Consider the following 15,139-nt stretch of genomic DNA (forward strand, 5'->3'; position numbering starts at 1 on the left):
CACGGGGCGACGGGGCCGACGACCCGACCGCCGCCCTAGACTCCCTGCGACGAAGGGAGCGCCCGTGTCGGGTGGGGACTTCAAGGACATGTTCGCCGCGGCCGCGCGCGGCGACGTCGAGCTGGTCCGCTTCCACCTGGAGCGGGGCGTCGACCCCGACTACGTGCACCCCGAGCTCCAGTCGACCGCACTGGTGACCAGCATCCTGGCCGGTCAGGACGTGGTGGCTCAGGAGCTGCTCGCCCACGGAGCCGACCCGACACTGGTCTCCGAGCTGGACGAGGCCACGCCGGTCGAGGCGGCCCGGGCCGCGGGCCTGAGCGCGCTCGAGGCCCAGCTCGTCGAGCTCGGCGCACACCCGGCTCACGACGCCCGACCGCCGGGAAGGCGGCCTCGCGGACGGGCCGGCCGACGGGCGGCCTGGTGGCCCGCCTGGATCAGTGGTTCTTCTCGTGCACCAGACGCAGACCGGTGAGGGTCAGCCACGGGTCGCGCGTGGTGATGCTCGTGCAGTGGTCCAGCACGACGTCCGCGTAGGCGCCGGTCGCGATGACGGCGACGTCGTCCGGATCGGCCCCCAGCGACTCGATGATGCGGTCGACCATCCCGTCCACGAGCCCCGCGAATCCGTAGACCGCGCCCGACTGCACCGCCTCGACCGTGTTCTTCCCGATGACGTCGCGCGGGACCGCCAGCTCCACGGCGCGCAGCTGCGCGCCGCGGCGGGCGAGGGCCTCCAGCGAGAGCTCGACCGCCGGCGCGATGGCACCCCCCACGTAGCGGTTCCGCTCGTCGACGACGTCGAAGATCGTCGCGGTGCCGTTCATGTCGACCACGACGGCCGGCCCCCCGTACACCTCCGCCGCGGCGAGGGCGTTGACGATCCGGTCGGCACCGACCTCCCGCGGGTTGTCGGTGTGGATCGGGATGCCGGTCTTCACACCGGGGCCGACGATCGAGACCGGCAGGCCCGCGTAGTAGCGCTCGAGCATCGCCTTCAGCTCGACCTGGATCGACGGCACCGTGCAGCACATCGCCACCGCCTCCACGTCGGCCAGGCCTGCCGCGCGCACGAACCCGTGGGCCAGCAGGTGCCACTCGTCGGCCGTCCGCTGCGTCTGGGACGACACCGTCCAGTGCTCGACGAGACGGTCGCCGTCGAACGCGCCGATGACGGACTGGCTGTTGCCGACGTCGAGCGCCAGCAGGGTCACTGCGCCGCCCTTGCCGCCCGCGGCCCCGCACCACCGTCGTGCGTCACCAGCGGGTTCTCCACGACGTCACCGCGGACGAGACCGGACCCCGGCAGCGCCTCGGCAGGGTCGGAGCCGGTGCCGATCACCCGGTTCTCGGAGTCGACGAACACGACGCTCGGCTGGAACTCACGCGCCTCCGCGTCCTCCATCTGGCCGTAGGCGATGAGGATGACCAGGTCGCCGGGGTGCACGAGCCGTGCGGCGGCACCGTTGATGCCGATCACGCCCGACCCGCGCTCGCCCGCGATCGTGTAGGTCACGAGCCGGGCGCCGTTGTCGATGTCGACGATGTGCACGAGCTCGCCGGGCAGCAGGTTGGCGGCGTCGAGCAGGTCGGCGTCGACGGTCACCGAGCCGACGTAGTGCAGGTCGGCCTGCGTGATCGTCGCGCGGTGGATCTTCGACGTCATCATCGTGCGGAGCATGGTCAGGGTCCCTTTCTGAGCACCACGGGCTGGTTGTCGAGCAGGCGCGTGGTGCCGACCCTGGCTGCCACCAGGATCCGCGCCTCCCCCTCGAAGCGGTCGTCGACGTCGCCGAGGAACGGGTCCGTCACCACCAGGTAGTCCACGTCGACGCCGGGAGCGGCGTCGAGCACCTCGCGCGCGGCCTTCAGCACGGCGTCGCGGCCGACGACCCCCTGGTCGGCGCCGGCGGCCAGCGCCCGGGAGAGCGCGAGGGCCTCGGCATGCTCGTCGGCCGACAGGTACGTGTTGCGTGAGCTGAGGGCCAGGCCGCCGGCCTCGCGCACGATCGGGTGGCCCACGACGTCGACGTCGAGCGCCAGGTCGCGGACCATCCGGCGGATCAGCGCCAGCTGCTGGAAGTCCTTCTCGCCGAACACGGCGACGTCGGGACGCACCAGCGCGAACAGCGTCGCGACCACGGTGAGCACCCCCCGGAAGTGGGTGGGGCGGGCCGCGCCCTCGAGCACCCGGCCGAGCGGGCCGGGGTCGACGGTGACGGCACCGTCGGTACCGCCCGGGTACACCTCGGCGACGTCGGGCGCGAAGACCACGTCGACCCCCTCCCGCGCGCAGACCCGCAGGTCGGCGTCGAGGGTGCGGGGGTAGGCGTCGAGGTCCTCGCCCGGTCCGAACTGCGTGGGGTTGACGAAGATCGAGACGACCAGCGTGTCGCCGAGCGGGCGGGCGTGCCGCATCAGGCGGGCGTGTCCGTCGTGCAGGGCGCCCATCGTCGGCACGAACGCGACGCGGCCGGCGTCGGCGAGGGCCGCGCGCAGCTCGGCGCGGGTACGGGCGACGACGGGGGTCATCGCACGCGCCCGGGCACGCGGGGCCGCTCGTCGAGCGCGGCGTCGAGGACGGCGGCGGTGGCCGGGTCGAGGCGGCCGTCGGCTGCGGCCCGCTCGGTGGTGGCGTGCGCCATGGCCACGTAGGCGTCGCGGGTCGACGACAGCTCCGTGGCGAGCGCGTCGACGTGGGCTCGGACCGTGGTGACGTCGCCGCGCGCGATCGGGCCGGTGAGCGCGGCGTCGCCAAGGTCGAGCGCGTTGTCGAGGGCGGCCTCGAGCAGCGGACGCAGGATGGTCGCCGCCTCCGCGCCGGCACCGATGCCCTGCAGCAGGTCGCGGGCCTGGGCGACGAGGGTGACGAGGTGGTTCGCGCCGTGGCTCAGCGCGGCGTGGTAACGCACGCGGTCGGCGTCGTCGATCCAGACCGGCGTGCCGCCGAGCACGGCGGCGAGGTCCTCGGCCAGCTCGCGCTCGGCGTCGCCGGCGGTCAGCCCCATCGCGCACTCGCGGCCGAGGTCGACGGCCGAGCCCGTGAACGTCATGGCCGGGTGCAGGGCGACGGCGCGGGCGCCGACGCGCGTGGCGGCGCTGAGCGCGTCGAGCCCGTGCCGTCCGCTGGTGTGCACGACGACCTGCCCGGGTCGCAGGACCGACGACAGCTCCTCCGTGACGGCGACGAGCGCGTCGTCGGGCACGGCGAGGACCAGCACGTCGCACGCGGCGGCCACCTCGGCAGCGGACCGCACCGGCACCTCGGGGACGAGCGTGCGGGCCCGCAGCAGCGACGCCTGCGACCGCGCGCTGATGCCGACGACGGGACGGCCGGCGGCGTGCAGGCGGGCGGCGACGACGGAGCCGACGCGGCCTGCGCCGACGACACCGTAGGTGCGCGGGCGCGCAGGTGCGTGCGGACGGGGGTACGTCATGGTGGTGCCTCTCGTTCCAGTCCCGCGAGCGGGTACCAGACTGTTGACGACGTCAGTCTACGACCGGGCGCGCAGGGTGCACACCGTGACCGAGGTGTCGCGGGTCACACGGTCGACCGTCGTCCGCACGGGCGCTGCCGTGCCCCGGCACGCGGTCGGGTAGACAGGCTGCATGAGCACGGACGCAGCACGCCCCAGCGGGACCGCGGCGCGGGTGACGGCCGACGACGTCGACGCCGCCGCCGAGCGCCTCGCCGGGGTCGTCTCCACCACCCCGGTCGAGCGCAGCGCCCGGCTCAGCGAGCGGACCGGCGCCGAGGTGTGGCTGAAGCGCGAGGACCTCCAGGTCGTCCGCTCCTACAAGGCCCGTGGCGCCTACAACCTCATCGCCCAGCTCGACGCCGAGGCCAGGGCGGCCGGTGTGGTGACCGCCAGCGCCGGCAACCACGCGCAGGGCGTGGCGTTCGCCTGCGCGGCCCTCGGGGTGCGCGGCCGGGTGCACCTGCCCCGCACCACGCCGCGTCAGAAGCGCGACCGGATCGCGTCGATCGGCGGCGACGCCATCGAGATGATCCTCGACGGCGAGACCTACGACGACGTGTCGGCCGCCGCGGCCGACGAGGCGCTCCAGGGCGCCACGCTCGTGCCCGCGTTCGACGACCCGCGCACGATCGCAGGCCAGGGCACGGTGCTGCGGGAGGCGTTCGACCAGCTCGCCGCGCTGGGCGAGCCGCTGCCCGACGTCGTCGTGGTGCCCGTCGGTGGCGGCGGGCTGCTGGCCGGCAGCGTCGCGTGGCTGCGCGAGCGGCACCCGCACGTGCGCGTGGTCGGGGTGGAGCCCGCCGGCGCGACGTCGATGGCGGCGGCACTGCAGGCGGGCGAGCCCGTGACCCTGGAGTCGATCGACACGTTCGTCGACGGTGCGGCGGTGCGACGGGTCGGTCGGCACACGTTCGACACGGTGTCCGGGTCGGCGCCGACCATGCTGTCGGTCCCGGAGGGACGCATCTGCAGCGAGATGCTCGACCTGTACCAGAGCGACGGCATCATCGCCGAGCCCGCGGGCGCGCTGGCGACCGCGTCGCTCGGCGGGGTGCTGCCGGTGGAGCCGGGCTCGCGGGTGCTGTGCATCCTGTCCGGCGGCAACAACGACGTCAGCCGCTACGCGGACGTCGTCGAGCGTGCGCTCGTCCACGAGGGCCGCAAGCACTACTTCCTCGTCGAGTTCCCGCAGGAGCCCGGCGCGCTGCGCCGCTTCCTCGACGAGGTGCTCGGCCCCGACGACGACATCACGCTGTTCGAGTACGTCAAGCACCACAACCGCGAGACCGGCCCCGCCCTCGTCGGCGTGGAGCTGAGCCGCGCCGAGGACCTCGCGGGCCTGCTGGAGCGCATGGACGCCGCGCCACCGCGCATCGAGCGGATCGAGAGCGAGAGCCCGCTGTTCCGCTTCCTGCTCTGACCGACAGCACGCCCCGAGGAGGACGACCGATGACCGACACCACGCACGAGAGCCCGGCCGCGCGGACGCCGTCGGCGGTCGACGCGGTCGCCGAGGACTGGCTCGACACGATGCTCGCACTCCAGCCGGAGTGGCACGTGTCGCTCGGCCGTCCAGGGCGCGAGGGCGAGTACACCGACCTCTCCCCCGACGGGCACGCCGCATTCGCGGACGCGGCACGCGCTGCCCGGCGTCGGCTCGACGACGTGCCGCTCGTCGACGCGGTCGACGCCGTGACGCACGCGGAGCTGGTGCGGGTGCTCGACCTGGCGCTGGAGGAGCACGACGCGGGGACGTGGCGACACGACCTGAACGTCATCGCGTCGCCGGTCCAGGGCGTGCGCGACGTGTTCGACCTGATGCCGCGCGACGGCGTCGACGACTGGTCGCACGTGGCGACGCGGCTCTCCCGCGTGCCCTCCGCGCTGACCGGCTACGTCGCGTCGCTGCGCGAGGGCGTGCGCGCGGACGACACCCCCGCACGTCGGCAGGTGGTCGAGGTCGCCGAGCAGGCCCGACGCCAGGCCGCCGCCGGCGCGTTCTTCGACGACCTGGCTGCGTCGGCGGAGGGGGCCGGGCTGCCGGACTCCCTGCTGGCCGACGTGCGACGTGGTGCGGACGGTGCGCGCGCCGCGTACGCCGACCTGGCCGACGTCCTGCGCGGGGAGCTGCTGCCGGCGGCCCGTGAGCGCGACGCGTGCGGACGCGACCGCTACGCCCTCGCGTCGCGCGGCTTCCTGGGTGCGGAGGTCGACCTCGACGAGACCTACGCGTGGGGTCTGGAGGAGCTCGACCGGATGGTGCGCGAGCAGGAGGCCGTGGCCCGGGAGGTGCTGCCGGGCGCCACGGTCGCGGAGGCGGTGGCGCACCTGGAGTCGTCGCCGGAGCACCGGCTGGTCGGCACCGACGCGCTGCAGGCGTGGATGCAGGAGACCAGCGACCGTGCCGTCGAGGAGCTCGGCCGCACCCACTTCGACGTCCCCGAGGAGATGCGCACCCTGGAGTGCCGCATCGCCCCCACGCAGGAGGGCGGGATCTACTACACGCCGCCGAGCGACGACTTCGCCCGGCCGGGACGCATGTGGTGGAGCGTGCCCGAGGGCGTCACCGAGTTCGACACGTGGCGCGAGCTGACGACCGTCTACCACGAGGGGGTGCCGGGCCACCACCTCCAGTGCGGGTACGCCGCCTGGAACGCGGCCGAGCTGAACGCCTGGCGCCGCGGGGCGCTGTGGACGTCGGGCCACGGGGAGGGCTGGGCGCTCTACGCGGAGCGGCTCATGGCCGACCTCGGCTACCTCGACGCCCCGGCCGACCGGCTCGGGATGCTCGACGGCCAGCGGATGCGCGCGGCCCGCGTGGTGCTCGACCTCGGCGTCCACCTGGAGCTGCCCCGCCCGGACGGCCGGGGTCCCTGGACCGCCGACTATGCCTTCGACTTCATGGCGCAGCACGTGAACATGAACGAGCCGTTCGTGCGGTTCGAGGTCAACCGGTACCTCGGCTGGCCCGGCCAGGCCCCGAGCTACAAGGTCGGGCAACGGATCTGGGAGCAGGTCCGCGACGCGTGGGTGGCGACCCACGGCCCCGACCTGCGCACCTTCCACCGCCAGGCCCTCAGCCTCGGCTCCGTCGGCCTCGACACCCTCCGCTCCGCCCTGACCTGAGCGCCCGCGCCCTCCCCGCGTTCTGTGGAGTTGTCGACGAAAGTTCGTCGAGTTTCCGTCGTCAGCTCCACAGAACGCGACGACCAGGAGGGCGTCGGGAGGGCTACGCCGACGCGGCCGCGCCGGGGGGCGCGTCGTCGTCCTCGTCGTCGGGCTGCGGGAGGTGGAGGGTGCGCTCCAGGACGAGCGCGGCGACGAGGAGCAGCAGACCGGCGACCGAGGCGGCCGCGCCCTGCAGGACACGGTCCTGGCCGAACATCGTGTCCCAGTCGCGGACGAAGGAGAGCGCGACGCCGCCGTAGGCACCGAGCGACAGCCCGCCGACGATGCAGCAGGCCTTCGCCAGGGCGAGCAGCGTCATGGCGTGCTGCGACGTCATGCGCTCCTTGCGCCGGTGCAGGCTCTGCCAGGTGCTCCACGCGACGAGCGCGACGATGAGGGCCAGCCCGACCAGCAGGACGGTGACCAGCCAGCCCGGCCGCGGCGGGGACGCGCCCAGACGCACCGACACCGGCCTGACGGCCGAGCCCACCAGCAGCCCGAGGGCCACGAGGGCGGCGACGTGGACGGCGGTCGTCCGTCCCGCGGTCATCACAGAAGGATCTCGAGATCCTCTCGCCGGACGACGCCGGTCGTGTCGACGTCGCCGACGAGGTCGGCCACGAAGCCCTGGCCCGGGATCTCGCCCTCGGGGTCGATCTCGAGCCACGGCAGCAGCACGAACGCGCGCTCGTGGGCGCGCGGGTGCGGGAGGGTGAGGGTCTCGTCGTCCGCGACCCGGTCGCCCACGACGACGAGGTCGACGTCGAGGGTGCGCGGGGCGCCCGGCTCGGAGCGCTCGCGCCCGAAGGCGTCCTCGATCGCGTGCGCGCGGTCCAGCAGCGTGTGCACCGTGAGCGTCGTGTCGATGAGGACGACGGCGTTGAGGAACGGCCCGGAGCCCTCCGGAGCGCCGACGGGCTGCGTCTCGTAGACGGAGGAGACGGAGACGACCTGCACCTCGGGCGTGTCCTCGAGGGCCGAGACGGCACCCTGCAGCCGGTTCAGACGATCGCCGAGGTTGGAGCCGATCGAGATGACGGCCTGGCGGATGGGACGCATCCCGCCCGTCATGGTGTCGGCGTCCAGCACGTACGGCGTGGGCGATTCGGTCACTGGTGGCTCCGCTCTATCGTCACGCTGACGTCGGAGAACGTCACCGCGATGGGCGCTTGGGGCTTGTGCACGGTCACGCTCGCCCACTCGACGGACGGGCGTGCCAGACACCAGTCCACCATACGGAGCGCAAGCGTCTCAATCAGGTCCACCGGCTCCCCCGTGAGCACCGCGAGCACGTGGTCGGCGACGTCGGCGTAGCTCACGGTGGCCGTCAGGTCGTCGCTTCGGCCCGCCGCGCCGAGGTCCAGGCCCAGGCTCACGTCGACGACGAAGGTCTGGCCGAACGCGCGCTCGTGCTCGAGCACGCCGTGGTGGCCGAACGCGGTCACCCCGGTCAGGTCGATGCGGTCGAGTCCCTCCGGACAGGTCATCGGGTGCCTCCTCAGGCCGGGTCGGTCATCCCGGGCTCCTGCGGGGCCTCGGGGTCGATGTCGAGCACGGGCGACGCGTGCCGCGACCAGAACCTCCAGTCGCCGCCGGACCGCACGAGCACGGACGTGCAGACGGCCTTGCCGCCCGCGAACTGCTCGGGCGACTCCGTGCCCTCCCCCGACAGGATGTTCTCGGTGCAGGTGACCACGGCGAGGTCGGCGTCCGGTCCGAGCGGCCACGCGACCTGGACGTCGGTCAGGAAGAACTGGATGTACTCGACGTTGGCCATGAGGAGCGTCCAGGACCTCAGCACCGTCTCGGTGCCCTCCAGCGCCTCGGCGCCGGGGTGCACGCAGGTGACGCTGGGCGAGTCGACCCAGAGCGACGCCATGAGGTCGACGTCGCCGGACTCGACCGCGTCGTAGAACGCGCGGTGCCGCACGAGCACCTCACCGGCCATGGTCGGCACCGTCCTGCTCCTGGGCGACGCGGGCGACCACCCGCACGGCGTCGACCGACGCGGCCACCTCGTGGACGCGCACCGCCCACGCGCCCTGCAGGGCGGCGAGGGTCGTGAGCGCGAGGGTCGCGGACTCGCGGCCCTCGGTGGGGCGCAGCGTCCCGTCGGGGTCGGCCAGCAGCTCGCCGAGGAAGCGCTTGCGGCTGGCGGCCACCAGCACGGGGTGCCCCAGCGCCACGAACGCGGCGAGGTCCCCCAGCACGGTCCAGTTCTGGGCGCCGGTCTTGGAGAACCCGAGCCCGGGGTCGACGACGATCCGCTGCGCGTCGACGCCCGCCGCGAGGGCGTCCTCGACGCGGTCGCGCAGCTCCCGCAGGACGTCGGCGACGACGTCGTCGTAGTGCGTGAGGTCCTGCATGCGGTCGGAGTGGCCGCGCCAGTGCATCAGCACGAGGGGTGCGTCCCGCTCGGCCACCAGGGGGACCATGCCCGGGTCGGCCCGACCGCCGGAGACGTCGTTGACCAGCGCGGCGCCGGCGTCGAGGGCCGCCTCGGCCACCGCGGCGCGCATCGTGTCGACGGAGACGGCGTGCCCCTCCTCGGCCAGGGCGCGCACGACGGGCACGACGCGTCGCAGCTCCTCCTCCAGGTCCACCCGCACCGCGCCCGGACGCGTGGACTCCCCACCCACGTCGACGACGTCGGCTCCCGCCGCCACCAGGTCGCGGCCGTGCTGCACGGCGCGGGCGGGGTCGAACCAGCGTCCGCCGTCGGAGAAGGAGTCGGGGGTGACGTTGACGACGCCCATGACCCGGCAGCGCCCGATCGGCTCCAGCACGGCGGGGCCGCCCAGGGTGGGGCCGTGCGGGGTCGGGGGCGTCACGGGACGGGCTCCGTCACCGGCGCGTCCCCGCGGTGATCAGGCCCATCGCCTCGGCGCGCGTGGCGGGGTCGCGCAGCTGGCCGCGGACGGCGCTCGTGACCGTGCGCGCACCGCCCTTGCGGACGCCGCGCATGGCCATGCACAGGTGCTCGGCCTCGATGACGACGATGACGCCGCGTGGCTCGAGCACGTCGGTGAGCGCGTCGGCGATCTGGGTCGTGAGCCGTTCCTGGACCTGCGGGCGCCGCGCGAAGACGTCGACCAGGCGTGCCAGCTTGGACAGCCCGGTCACGAACCCGTCGCTGCGGGGGATGTAGCCGACGTGGGCGACGCCGGTGAACGGCACGAGGTGGTGCTCGCACATCGACCAGAGCTCGATGTCCTTGACGAGCACGAGCTCGTCGTGGCCGACGTCGAACGTGGCGGTCAGGACCTCGCGCGGGTCCTGGTCGAGGCCGGCCAGGAGCTCGCCGTACGACCGGGCGACGCGCGCCGGCGTCTCCTTCAGGCCGTCGCGGTCGGGGTCCTCGCCCACCGCGAGGAGCAGCTCGCGCACCGCCGCCTCGGCCCGCGCCAGATCCACCGTCATGCCAGTCCTCCTGTCGAGGTGCCGCGGCCCGGCCGGGCCGGTGCGGTGGACGCCCGGTGCGCCCGCCCGTCGATCATGCCGTCGCGCCCGTCGCGTCGCACGCTCAGGCGGTGCCAGGGCCGACCGGACCCTGCGGCCCGGGGTCGGAGGGCTGGGCCGGGTCGGCCGGCGGGGGCGCGTCGGGGCCGGCGTCCGGACCGACGACGATCCCGGTGTCCGGCTCGGCGTCCTTCAGCCGCGTCGCCTCGGGGGCCTCGACCGGCGGTCGGTCCGAGGGCTGGCGGGTGTCGGAGCCGGTCCAGGCCGGACGCACCTCGCGACGGCGCAGCGGCTCGAAGATGCGGGCGACCTCGGCCTTGTCGAGGGTCTCCTTCTCCATCAGCTCGAGCACCAGGGCGTCGAGCACGTCGCGGTTGTCCTCGAGGATGTCGAACGCCTCCTGGTGCGCGTGCGCGATGAGGGAGCTGACCTCCTCGTCGACGATCGCGGCGACCCGCTCGGAGTAGTCGCGGGAGTGCCCCATGCCCATGCCACCGCCGAGGAACGGCTGCGTGTTGTCGCTGCCGAGCTTGATGGCACCGACGCGCTCGCTCATGCCGTACTGCGTCACCATGGCACGGGCGAGGCCCGTGGCCTTCTCGATGTCGTTGCCCGCACCGGTGGTCGGGTTGTGGAAGACCAGCTCCTCGGCCGCGCGGCCGCCGAGCATGTAGGCCAGCTTGTCCTGGAGCTCGGCACGCGTCTGGCTGTACTTGTCCTCGTCGGGCAGCACCATCGTGTAGCCGAGGGCACGGCCACGCGGGAGGATCGTGATCTTGTGCACCGGGTCGCTCTGCGGCAGCGCCGCGGCGACGAGCGCGTGCCCGCCCTCGTGGTAGGCCGTGACGAGCCGCTCGTGCTCGTTCATCAGGCGCGTGCGCTTCTGCGGTCCGGCCATCACGCGGTCGATGGCCTCGTCGAGCGCGGCGTCGGTGATGACCTTCTGGTTGCTGCGGGCCGTGAGCAGGGCGGCCTCGTTGAGCACGTTCGCGAGGTCGGCGCCGCTGAAGCCCGGGGTGCGGCGCGCGACGCTGGAGAGGTCGACGCCGGGGCCGATCGGCTTGCCGCGCGCGTGGACCTTGAGGATCGTCTCGCGACCCTTGAGGTCGGGCGCCTCGACGCCGATCTGCCGGTCGAAGCGACCGGGACGCAGCAGCGCCGGGTCGAGCACGTCGGGGCGGTTCGTGGCCGCGATGAGGATGACGCCGCCGCGCACGTCGAAGCCGTCCATCTCGACGAGGAGCTGGTTGAGGGTCTGCTCACGCTCGTCGTGGCCGCCGCCCATGCCGGTGCCGCGGTGGCGTCCGACGGCGTCGATCTCGTCGATGAAGACGATCGCGGGCGCGTTCTCCTTGGCCTGCTCGAAGAGGTCGCGGACGCGGCTGGCGCCGACGCCGACGAACATCTCGACGAAGTCCGAGCCGGAGATCGAGTAGAACGGCACCCCGGCCTCGCCGGCCACGGCACGCGCGAGCAGCGTCTTGCCGGTGCCGGGCGGGCCGTAGAGCAGCACGCCCTTGGGGATCTTGGCGCCGACGGCCTGGAACTTGGCGGGCTCCTGCAGGAACTCCTTGATCTCGCCGAGCTCCTCGATGGCCTCGTCGCAGCCGGCGACGTCGGCGAACGTGGTCTGCGGGGTGTCCTTGGTGATCAGCTTCGCGCGCGACTTGGCGAACTTCATGACGCCACCGCCGCCGCCCTGGAAGCGGGACATGAAGAACAGGAAGATGCCGACGAGCAGCAGGATCGGCAGGATCGAGCTGGCCAGGTAGGTGAGGAAGCCGGTGGTGGGGACCTTGACGTCGAACGTCTTGAGCTTCTTCGCCGCGACCTGCGCCTCGGCCTTCTCGACCAGGCGGTCGCCCTGGCCGTCGAGGAACTTGGCCCGCACTTTGGTGCCGTCGTCGAGCGTGGCCTGGATGTCCTGGTCGCCCTGGACGAACGTGACCTCGCTGATCCGGCCGTCGTCGAGGTAGTTGACCATCGAGGCCGTGCGGACCTCCTTGTAGCCGTCGGCGCGGCCGGACAGCTGGAGGGTGACGACGACGAGGACGAGGATGAGGACGATCCACACCCAGGGACCGCGGAACAGGCGCTTGGCGTTCATGGCACGGCCCGCAGACGGGCCACTCCTCCTCGTGTGCTCGGTCGGCGGTCTCCCCCGCCGACACAGGGAACCGTACACGCCGGGGGGAATCCCGACCCGCCGATCTCCCACTCCTGCAACGTCATGGACACCCCCTGCGTTCCCGCCGTCACCGGCGGCAGGTGCGTCGCGGCTCAGGAGTAGACGTGCGGCGCGAGCGTGCCGATGCTGCGCAGGTTGCGGTAGCGCTCGGCGTAGTCGAGGCCGTAGCCGACGACGAAGGCGTTCGGGATGTCGAAGCCGACGTACTTGACGTCGACCTCCATCTGCAGGGCGTCGGGCTTGCGCAGGAGCGTGGCGATCTCGACGGACGCCGGGCCGCGCGAGCGCAGGTTGGTGACGAGCCACGACAGGGTCAGGCCCGTGTCGATGATGTCCTCGACGATGAGGACGTGGCGACCGGAGATGTCGGCGTCGAGGTCCTTGAGGATGCGCACGACGCCGGACGAGGTGGTGCCGGACCCGTAGGAGGACACCGCCATCCAGTCCATCTCGACGTGCCGGTCGAAGCTGCGGGCGAGGTCGGCCATCACCATGACCGCGCCCTTGAGGACGCCGACCAGCAGCAGGTCGCGGCCCTCGTAGTCGGCCTCGACCTCCCGAGCGATCTCCTGGAGACGCTCGATGATCTGGTCCTCGGTGAACAGGGTCTGGTCGAGGTCGAGGTCGGACTCGACGTGCTGGAGGTCCACGACGCCAGCCTGCCACAGGACCGGCCGACGAGGGGGCCAGCCCCCTGGTGCCCGACCCGTGCTGCACGGCACCCGGGAGGGCGCGCCCGTCAGGCCCGGTGCAGGCGTCCGTCGCCGCGGCGGACGGCGACGTGACCGGGCAGCTCGACACGGTCCTGCCCGCGCCAGTCGGTGACGAGCCGGTCGAGGGCGGCCAGGTGCGTCGCGGCGAGCTCGCCCGGCCGCGCGCCGAGCTCGTGCGCGAGCCGGCGCAGCACCCGTGAGCGCAGCGCGGGAGGCAGCGCGGCCAGCGTCGCGACGTCGGCCGGGTCGGCGACGTCGGCAGCGAGCGCGTCGAGGAGGGCGGTGTCGTCGCGCAGCTGGTCGGCGGTGCGGGCGAGCGCCTCGGCGACGCCGCCGCCGAGGACGTCGTCGAGCAGCGGCAGCACCTCGTGACGCACCCGGACGCGTCGTAGGGCCGGGTCGCGGTTGTGCGGGTCGTCCCACCAGCGCAGGTCGTGCGCGTCGCAGACGGACTCGGTGTCCGCGCGGCGCAGGCCGAGGAAGGGGCGGCGCCAGGCGCCGTCGACCGCTGCCATGCCGGCCAGCGAGCGCGGACCGGAGCCCCGGCCGAGCCCGAGCAGCACCGTCTCGGCCTGGTCGTCGAGGGTGTGGGCGAGGAGCACGACCCCCTCGGGACCGGCGGCGTCGAGGAGGGCGGCACGTCGCGCCGAGCGCGCGGCTCCCTCGGGTCCCCCCGCGGACCCGACGACCACCCGCACCACCTCGGCGGGGAGCCCGAGCCCGCGGACCTGGTCGGCGGCACGGACGGCCACCTCGGCCGACGCGTCCTGCAGCCCGTGGTCGACCACGACGGCGCGCACGGGTCGGCGGTCGCGGTCGGCCACGAAGGAAGCGCAGGCAGCGAGTGCCAGCGAGTCGGCGCCGCCCGAGACCCCGAGCACGACCGGCGCGGTGCCGTCGAGGTCGGCGAGGACGGCCCGGACGCCCGCGCGACCGCGAGCCTCGGCGTCGAGCAGCCTCACCCGCCGACCCGTCAGCCGTGGACGCGCCGGACCCAGGCGTCCGGGTCGGCGATCTCGGCGCGGTCGGGCAGGTTCTCGGGCTTCTCCCACACCGCGTTGAACCCGGCGAGCCCCACCTGGTCGGTCACCTGGCGCACGAACACCGCACCGTCGCGGTACTGGCGCATCTTGCCCTCGAGGCCGAGCAGGCGACGCAGGAGCCGGTCGACGCCGTTGCCGCCCTTGCGCCGCGAGTCGAACCGGCGGCGGATGGTGGCGACCGTCGGGATGACGTCGGGGCCGACACCGTCCATGACGACGTCGGCGTGCCCCTCGAGCAGCGACATGACGCCCGTGATCCGGTCGACGACCGCCTTCTGCCGCTCGTTCTGGAACACCTCGGCCAACGACGCCTCCGACGTGCCGCGCACGACCTTCACCAGCTCCGGGAGCCCGTCGGTGAGGAAGCGCTGCAGCGCCTCGGAGTCGAGGTCGGTGGCCTCCGTCAGCTCGTCGATGAGGGTGCGCAGGTGGTCCCGCATCCACGGCACGGCCGTGAACTGCACGCGGTGCGTCTCCTCGTGCAGGCAGACCCAGAGCCGGAAGTCGTGCGGGTCGACGTCGAGGCTGCGCTCGACCTGGACGATGTTGGGTGCCACGAGCAGGAGCCGACCGCCCTCCCCGCGCGGTCCGGTCCAGAACGGGTCGAACTGGCCCAGCACCTTGCCCGACAGCAGCGCGACGAGGCCGCCGACCTCCGCACCGCTGACCCGGCTGCCGACCGCGCGCGTCAGCCCGCCGACCGGTCCGGCACCGCCCGAGCGACCCTGCTCGAGCCGCGCCACCACGGGGTCCATCAGCACCTCGAACGTGGCCAGGTTGGCCTCGATCCAGCGCGGGCGGTCGACGACGAGGACCGGCGCCTGCGCCTGCACGGTGTCGGGTGCGTGCAGGTCGGAGAAGTCACGCACCGGACCCTCCGAGCGCGCCGCCGCCTCGCGCAGCTCGCCCACCACCTCGTCGGCCTCGGCGGACGACAGGTCGGGGCCGGGACGGGTGAGGGTCGTCGCGGTGCTCCGCGCGACGCGCCAGTCGATCATGCTGCGAGCCTCGTCGAGAAAAGACCAGCCCACGAGACGCGCAGCATGACGGCCCCGTCGTTCACTCGCTGACGCTCGCTCATGACGACAC

The 15,139-nt window shown here is 73.6% G+C and carries 17 protein-coding genes; 3 read left to right on the forward strand and 14 right to left on the reverse strand.

All coding sequences use genetic code 11. The annotated features are described in order from the left end of the window. The first annotated feature begins 64 nt into the window (after positions 1-64). On the forward strand, positions 65-475 hold the full coding sequence (locus AC3WRM_RS05165; protein ID WP_492248779.1) for a hypothetical protein: 411 nt from the start codon (positions 65-67) through the stop codon (positions 473-475). Here AC3WRM_RS05165 and AC3WRM_RS05170 read toward each other — a convergent pair. From AC3WRM_RS05170 to AC3WRM_RS05185, 4 genes are read right to left on the reverse strand one after another with little or no spacing between them, the layout of a single operon-like run. Further along, a complete protein-coding gene (locus AC3WRM_RS05170) occupies positions 438-1,214 on the reverse strand; it encodes a type III pantothenate kinase (protein ID WP_253021696.1) in 777 nt (258 codons plus the stop codon). The genes AC3WRM_RS05165 and AC3WRM_RS05170 overlap by 38 nt on opposite strands. After that, positions 1,211-1,681: an aspartate 1-decarboxylase gene (gene panD / locus AC3WRM_RS05175; protein ID WP_492248778.1), complete on the reverse strand. Its 471-nt coding sequence runs from the start codon at positions 1,679-1,681 to the stop codon at positions 1,211-1,213. Before panD ends, AC3WRM_RS05170 begins: the two co-directional genes overlap by 4 nt. A 2-nt stretch (positions 1,682-1,683) precedes the next feature. After that, positions 1,684-2,532 carry a pantoate--beta-alanine ligase gene (gene panC, locus AC3WRM_RS05180; protein WP_492248777.1) on the reverse strand — a complete coding sequence of 283 codons (849 nt, stop codon included), beginning with the start codon at positions 2,530-2,532 and terminating at the stop codon, positions 1,684-1,686. After that, the gene (locus AC3WRM_RS05185; protein WP_492248776.1) at positions 2,529-3,437 is read right to left on the reverse strand and encodes a Rossmann-like and DUF2520 domain-containing protein; all 909 of its coding nucleotides are present in this window, start codon (positions 3,435-3,437) and stop codon (positions 2,529-2,531) included. The genes panC and AC3WRM_RS05185 overlap by 4 nt, the downstream gene beginning before the upstream one ends. A gap of 172 nt (positions 3,438-3,609) precedes the next feature. Here AC3WRM_RS05185 and ilvA point away from each other — a divergent pair, with 172 nt between their 5' ends. Further along, positions 3,610-4,899: a threonine ammonia-lyase IlvA gene (gene ilvA / locus AC3WRM_RS05190; RefSeq protein ID WP_492248775.1), complete on the forward strand. Its 1,290-nt coding sequence runs from the start codon at positions 3,610-3,612 to the stop codon at positions 4,897-4,899. Between the two features lie 29 nt (positions 4,900-4,928). Then, positions 4,929-6,605: a DUF885 domain-containing protein gene (locus AC3WRM_RS05195; protein ID WP_492248774.1), complete on the forward strand. Its 1,677-nt coding sequence runs from the start codon at positions 4,929-4,931 to the stop codon at positions 6,603-6,605. Between the two features lie 103 nt (positions 6,606-6,708). Here the strand turns inward: AC3WRM_RS05195 and AC3WRM_RS05200 are convergent, their stop codons facing one another. The 10 genes from AC3WRM_RS05200 to AC3WRM_RS05245 form a co-directional block, all read right to left on the reverse strand. Next, positions 6,709-7,197: a DUF3180 domain-containing protein gene (locus AC3WRM_RS05200; protein ID WP_492248773.1), complete on the reverse strand. Its 489-nt coding sequence runs from the start codon at positions 7,195-7,197 to the stop codon at positions 6,709-6,711. After that, the gene (folK, locus tag AC3WRM_RS05205) at positions 7,197-7,760 is read right to left on the reverse strand and encodes a 2-amino-4-hydroxy-6-hydroxymethyldihydropteridine diphosphokinase (protein WP_067854409.1); all 564 of its coding nucleotides are present in this window, start codon (positions 7,758-7,760) and stop codon (positions 7,197-7,199) included. The genes AC3WRM_RS05200 and folK overlap by 1 nt, the downstream gene beginning before the upstream one ends. Next, the gene (folB, locus tag AC3WRM_RS05210) at positions 7,757-8,134 is read right to left on the reverse strand and encodes a dihydroneopterin aldolase (protein WP_253027095.1); all 378 of its coding nucleotides are present in this window, start codon (positions 8,132-8,134) and stop codon (positions 7,757-7,759) included. The genes folK and folB overlap by 4 nt, the downstream gene beginning before the upstream one ends. A gap of 11 nt (positions 8,135-8,145) precedes the next feature. Then, positions 8,146-8,595, reverse strand: a complete 450-nt coding sequence (locus AC3WRM_RS05215; RefSeq protein WP_492248799.1) for a nuclear transport factor 2 family protein — start codon at positions 8,593-8,595, stop codon at positions 8,146-8,148. After that, positions 8,585-9,403, reverse strand: coding sequence for a dihydropteroate synthase (gene folP / locus AC3WRM_RS05220; protein WP_492248798.1), 819 nt, complete (start codon positions 9,401-9,403; stop codon positions 8,585-8,587). Before folP ends, AC3WRM_RS05215 begins: the two co-directional genes overlap by 11 nt. An 88-nt stretch (positions 9,404-9,491) precedes the next feature. After that, entirely contained in the window at positions 9,492-10,067 is a 576-nt protein-coding gene (gene folE, locus AC3WRM_RS05225) for a GTP cyclohydrolase I FolE (RefSeq protein WP_492248772.1), read from the reverse strand. A gap of 103 nt (positions 10,068-10,170) precedes the next feature. Beyond that, a complete protein-coding gene (gene ftsH, locus AC3WRM_RS05230; RefSeq protein WP_492248771.1) occupies positions 10,171-12,213 on the reverse strand; it encodes an ATP-dependent zinc metalloprotease FtsH in 2,043 nt (680 codons plus the stop codon). Positions 12,214-12,386: 173 nt separating this feature from the next. After that, positions 12,387-12,944 carry a hypoxanthine phosphoribosyltransferase gene (hpt, locus tag AC3WRM_RS05235; protein ID WP_067854396.1) on the reverse strand — a complete coding sequence of 186 codons (558 nt, stop codon included), beginning with the start codon at positions 12,942-12,944 and terminating at the stop codon, positions 12,387-12,389. Positions 12,945-13,033: 89 nt separating this feature from the next. Then, the gene (tilS, locus tag AC3WRM_RS05240; protein WP_492248770.1) at positions 13,034-13,969 is read right to left on the reverse strand and encodes a tRNA lysidine(34) synthetase TilS; all 936 of its coding nucleotides are present in this window, start codon (positions 13,967-13,969) and stop codon (positions 13,034-13,036) included. Between the two features lie 11 nt (positions 13,970-13,980). Further along, complete coding sequence (locus AC3WRM_RS05245; RefSeq protein ID WP_492248769.1) at positions 13,981-15,048, reverse strand: zinc-dependent metalloprotease; 1,068 nt, start codon at positions 15,046-15,048, stop codon at positions 13,981-13,983. Between the last annotated feature and the right edge of the window lie 91 nt (positions 15,049-15,139).

This window comes from Aeromicrobium sp. EU05-FHT14F07, from assembly GCF_058790455.1.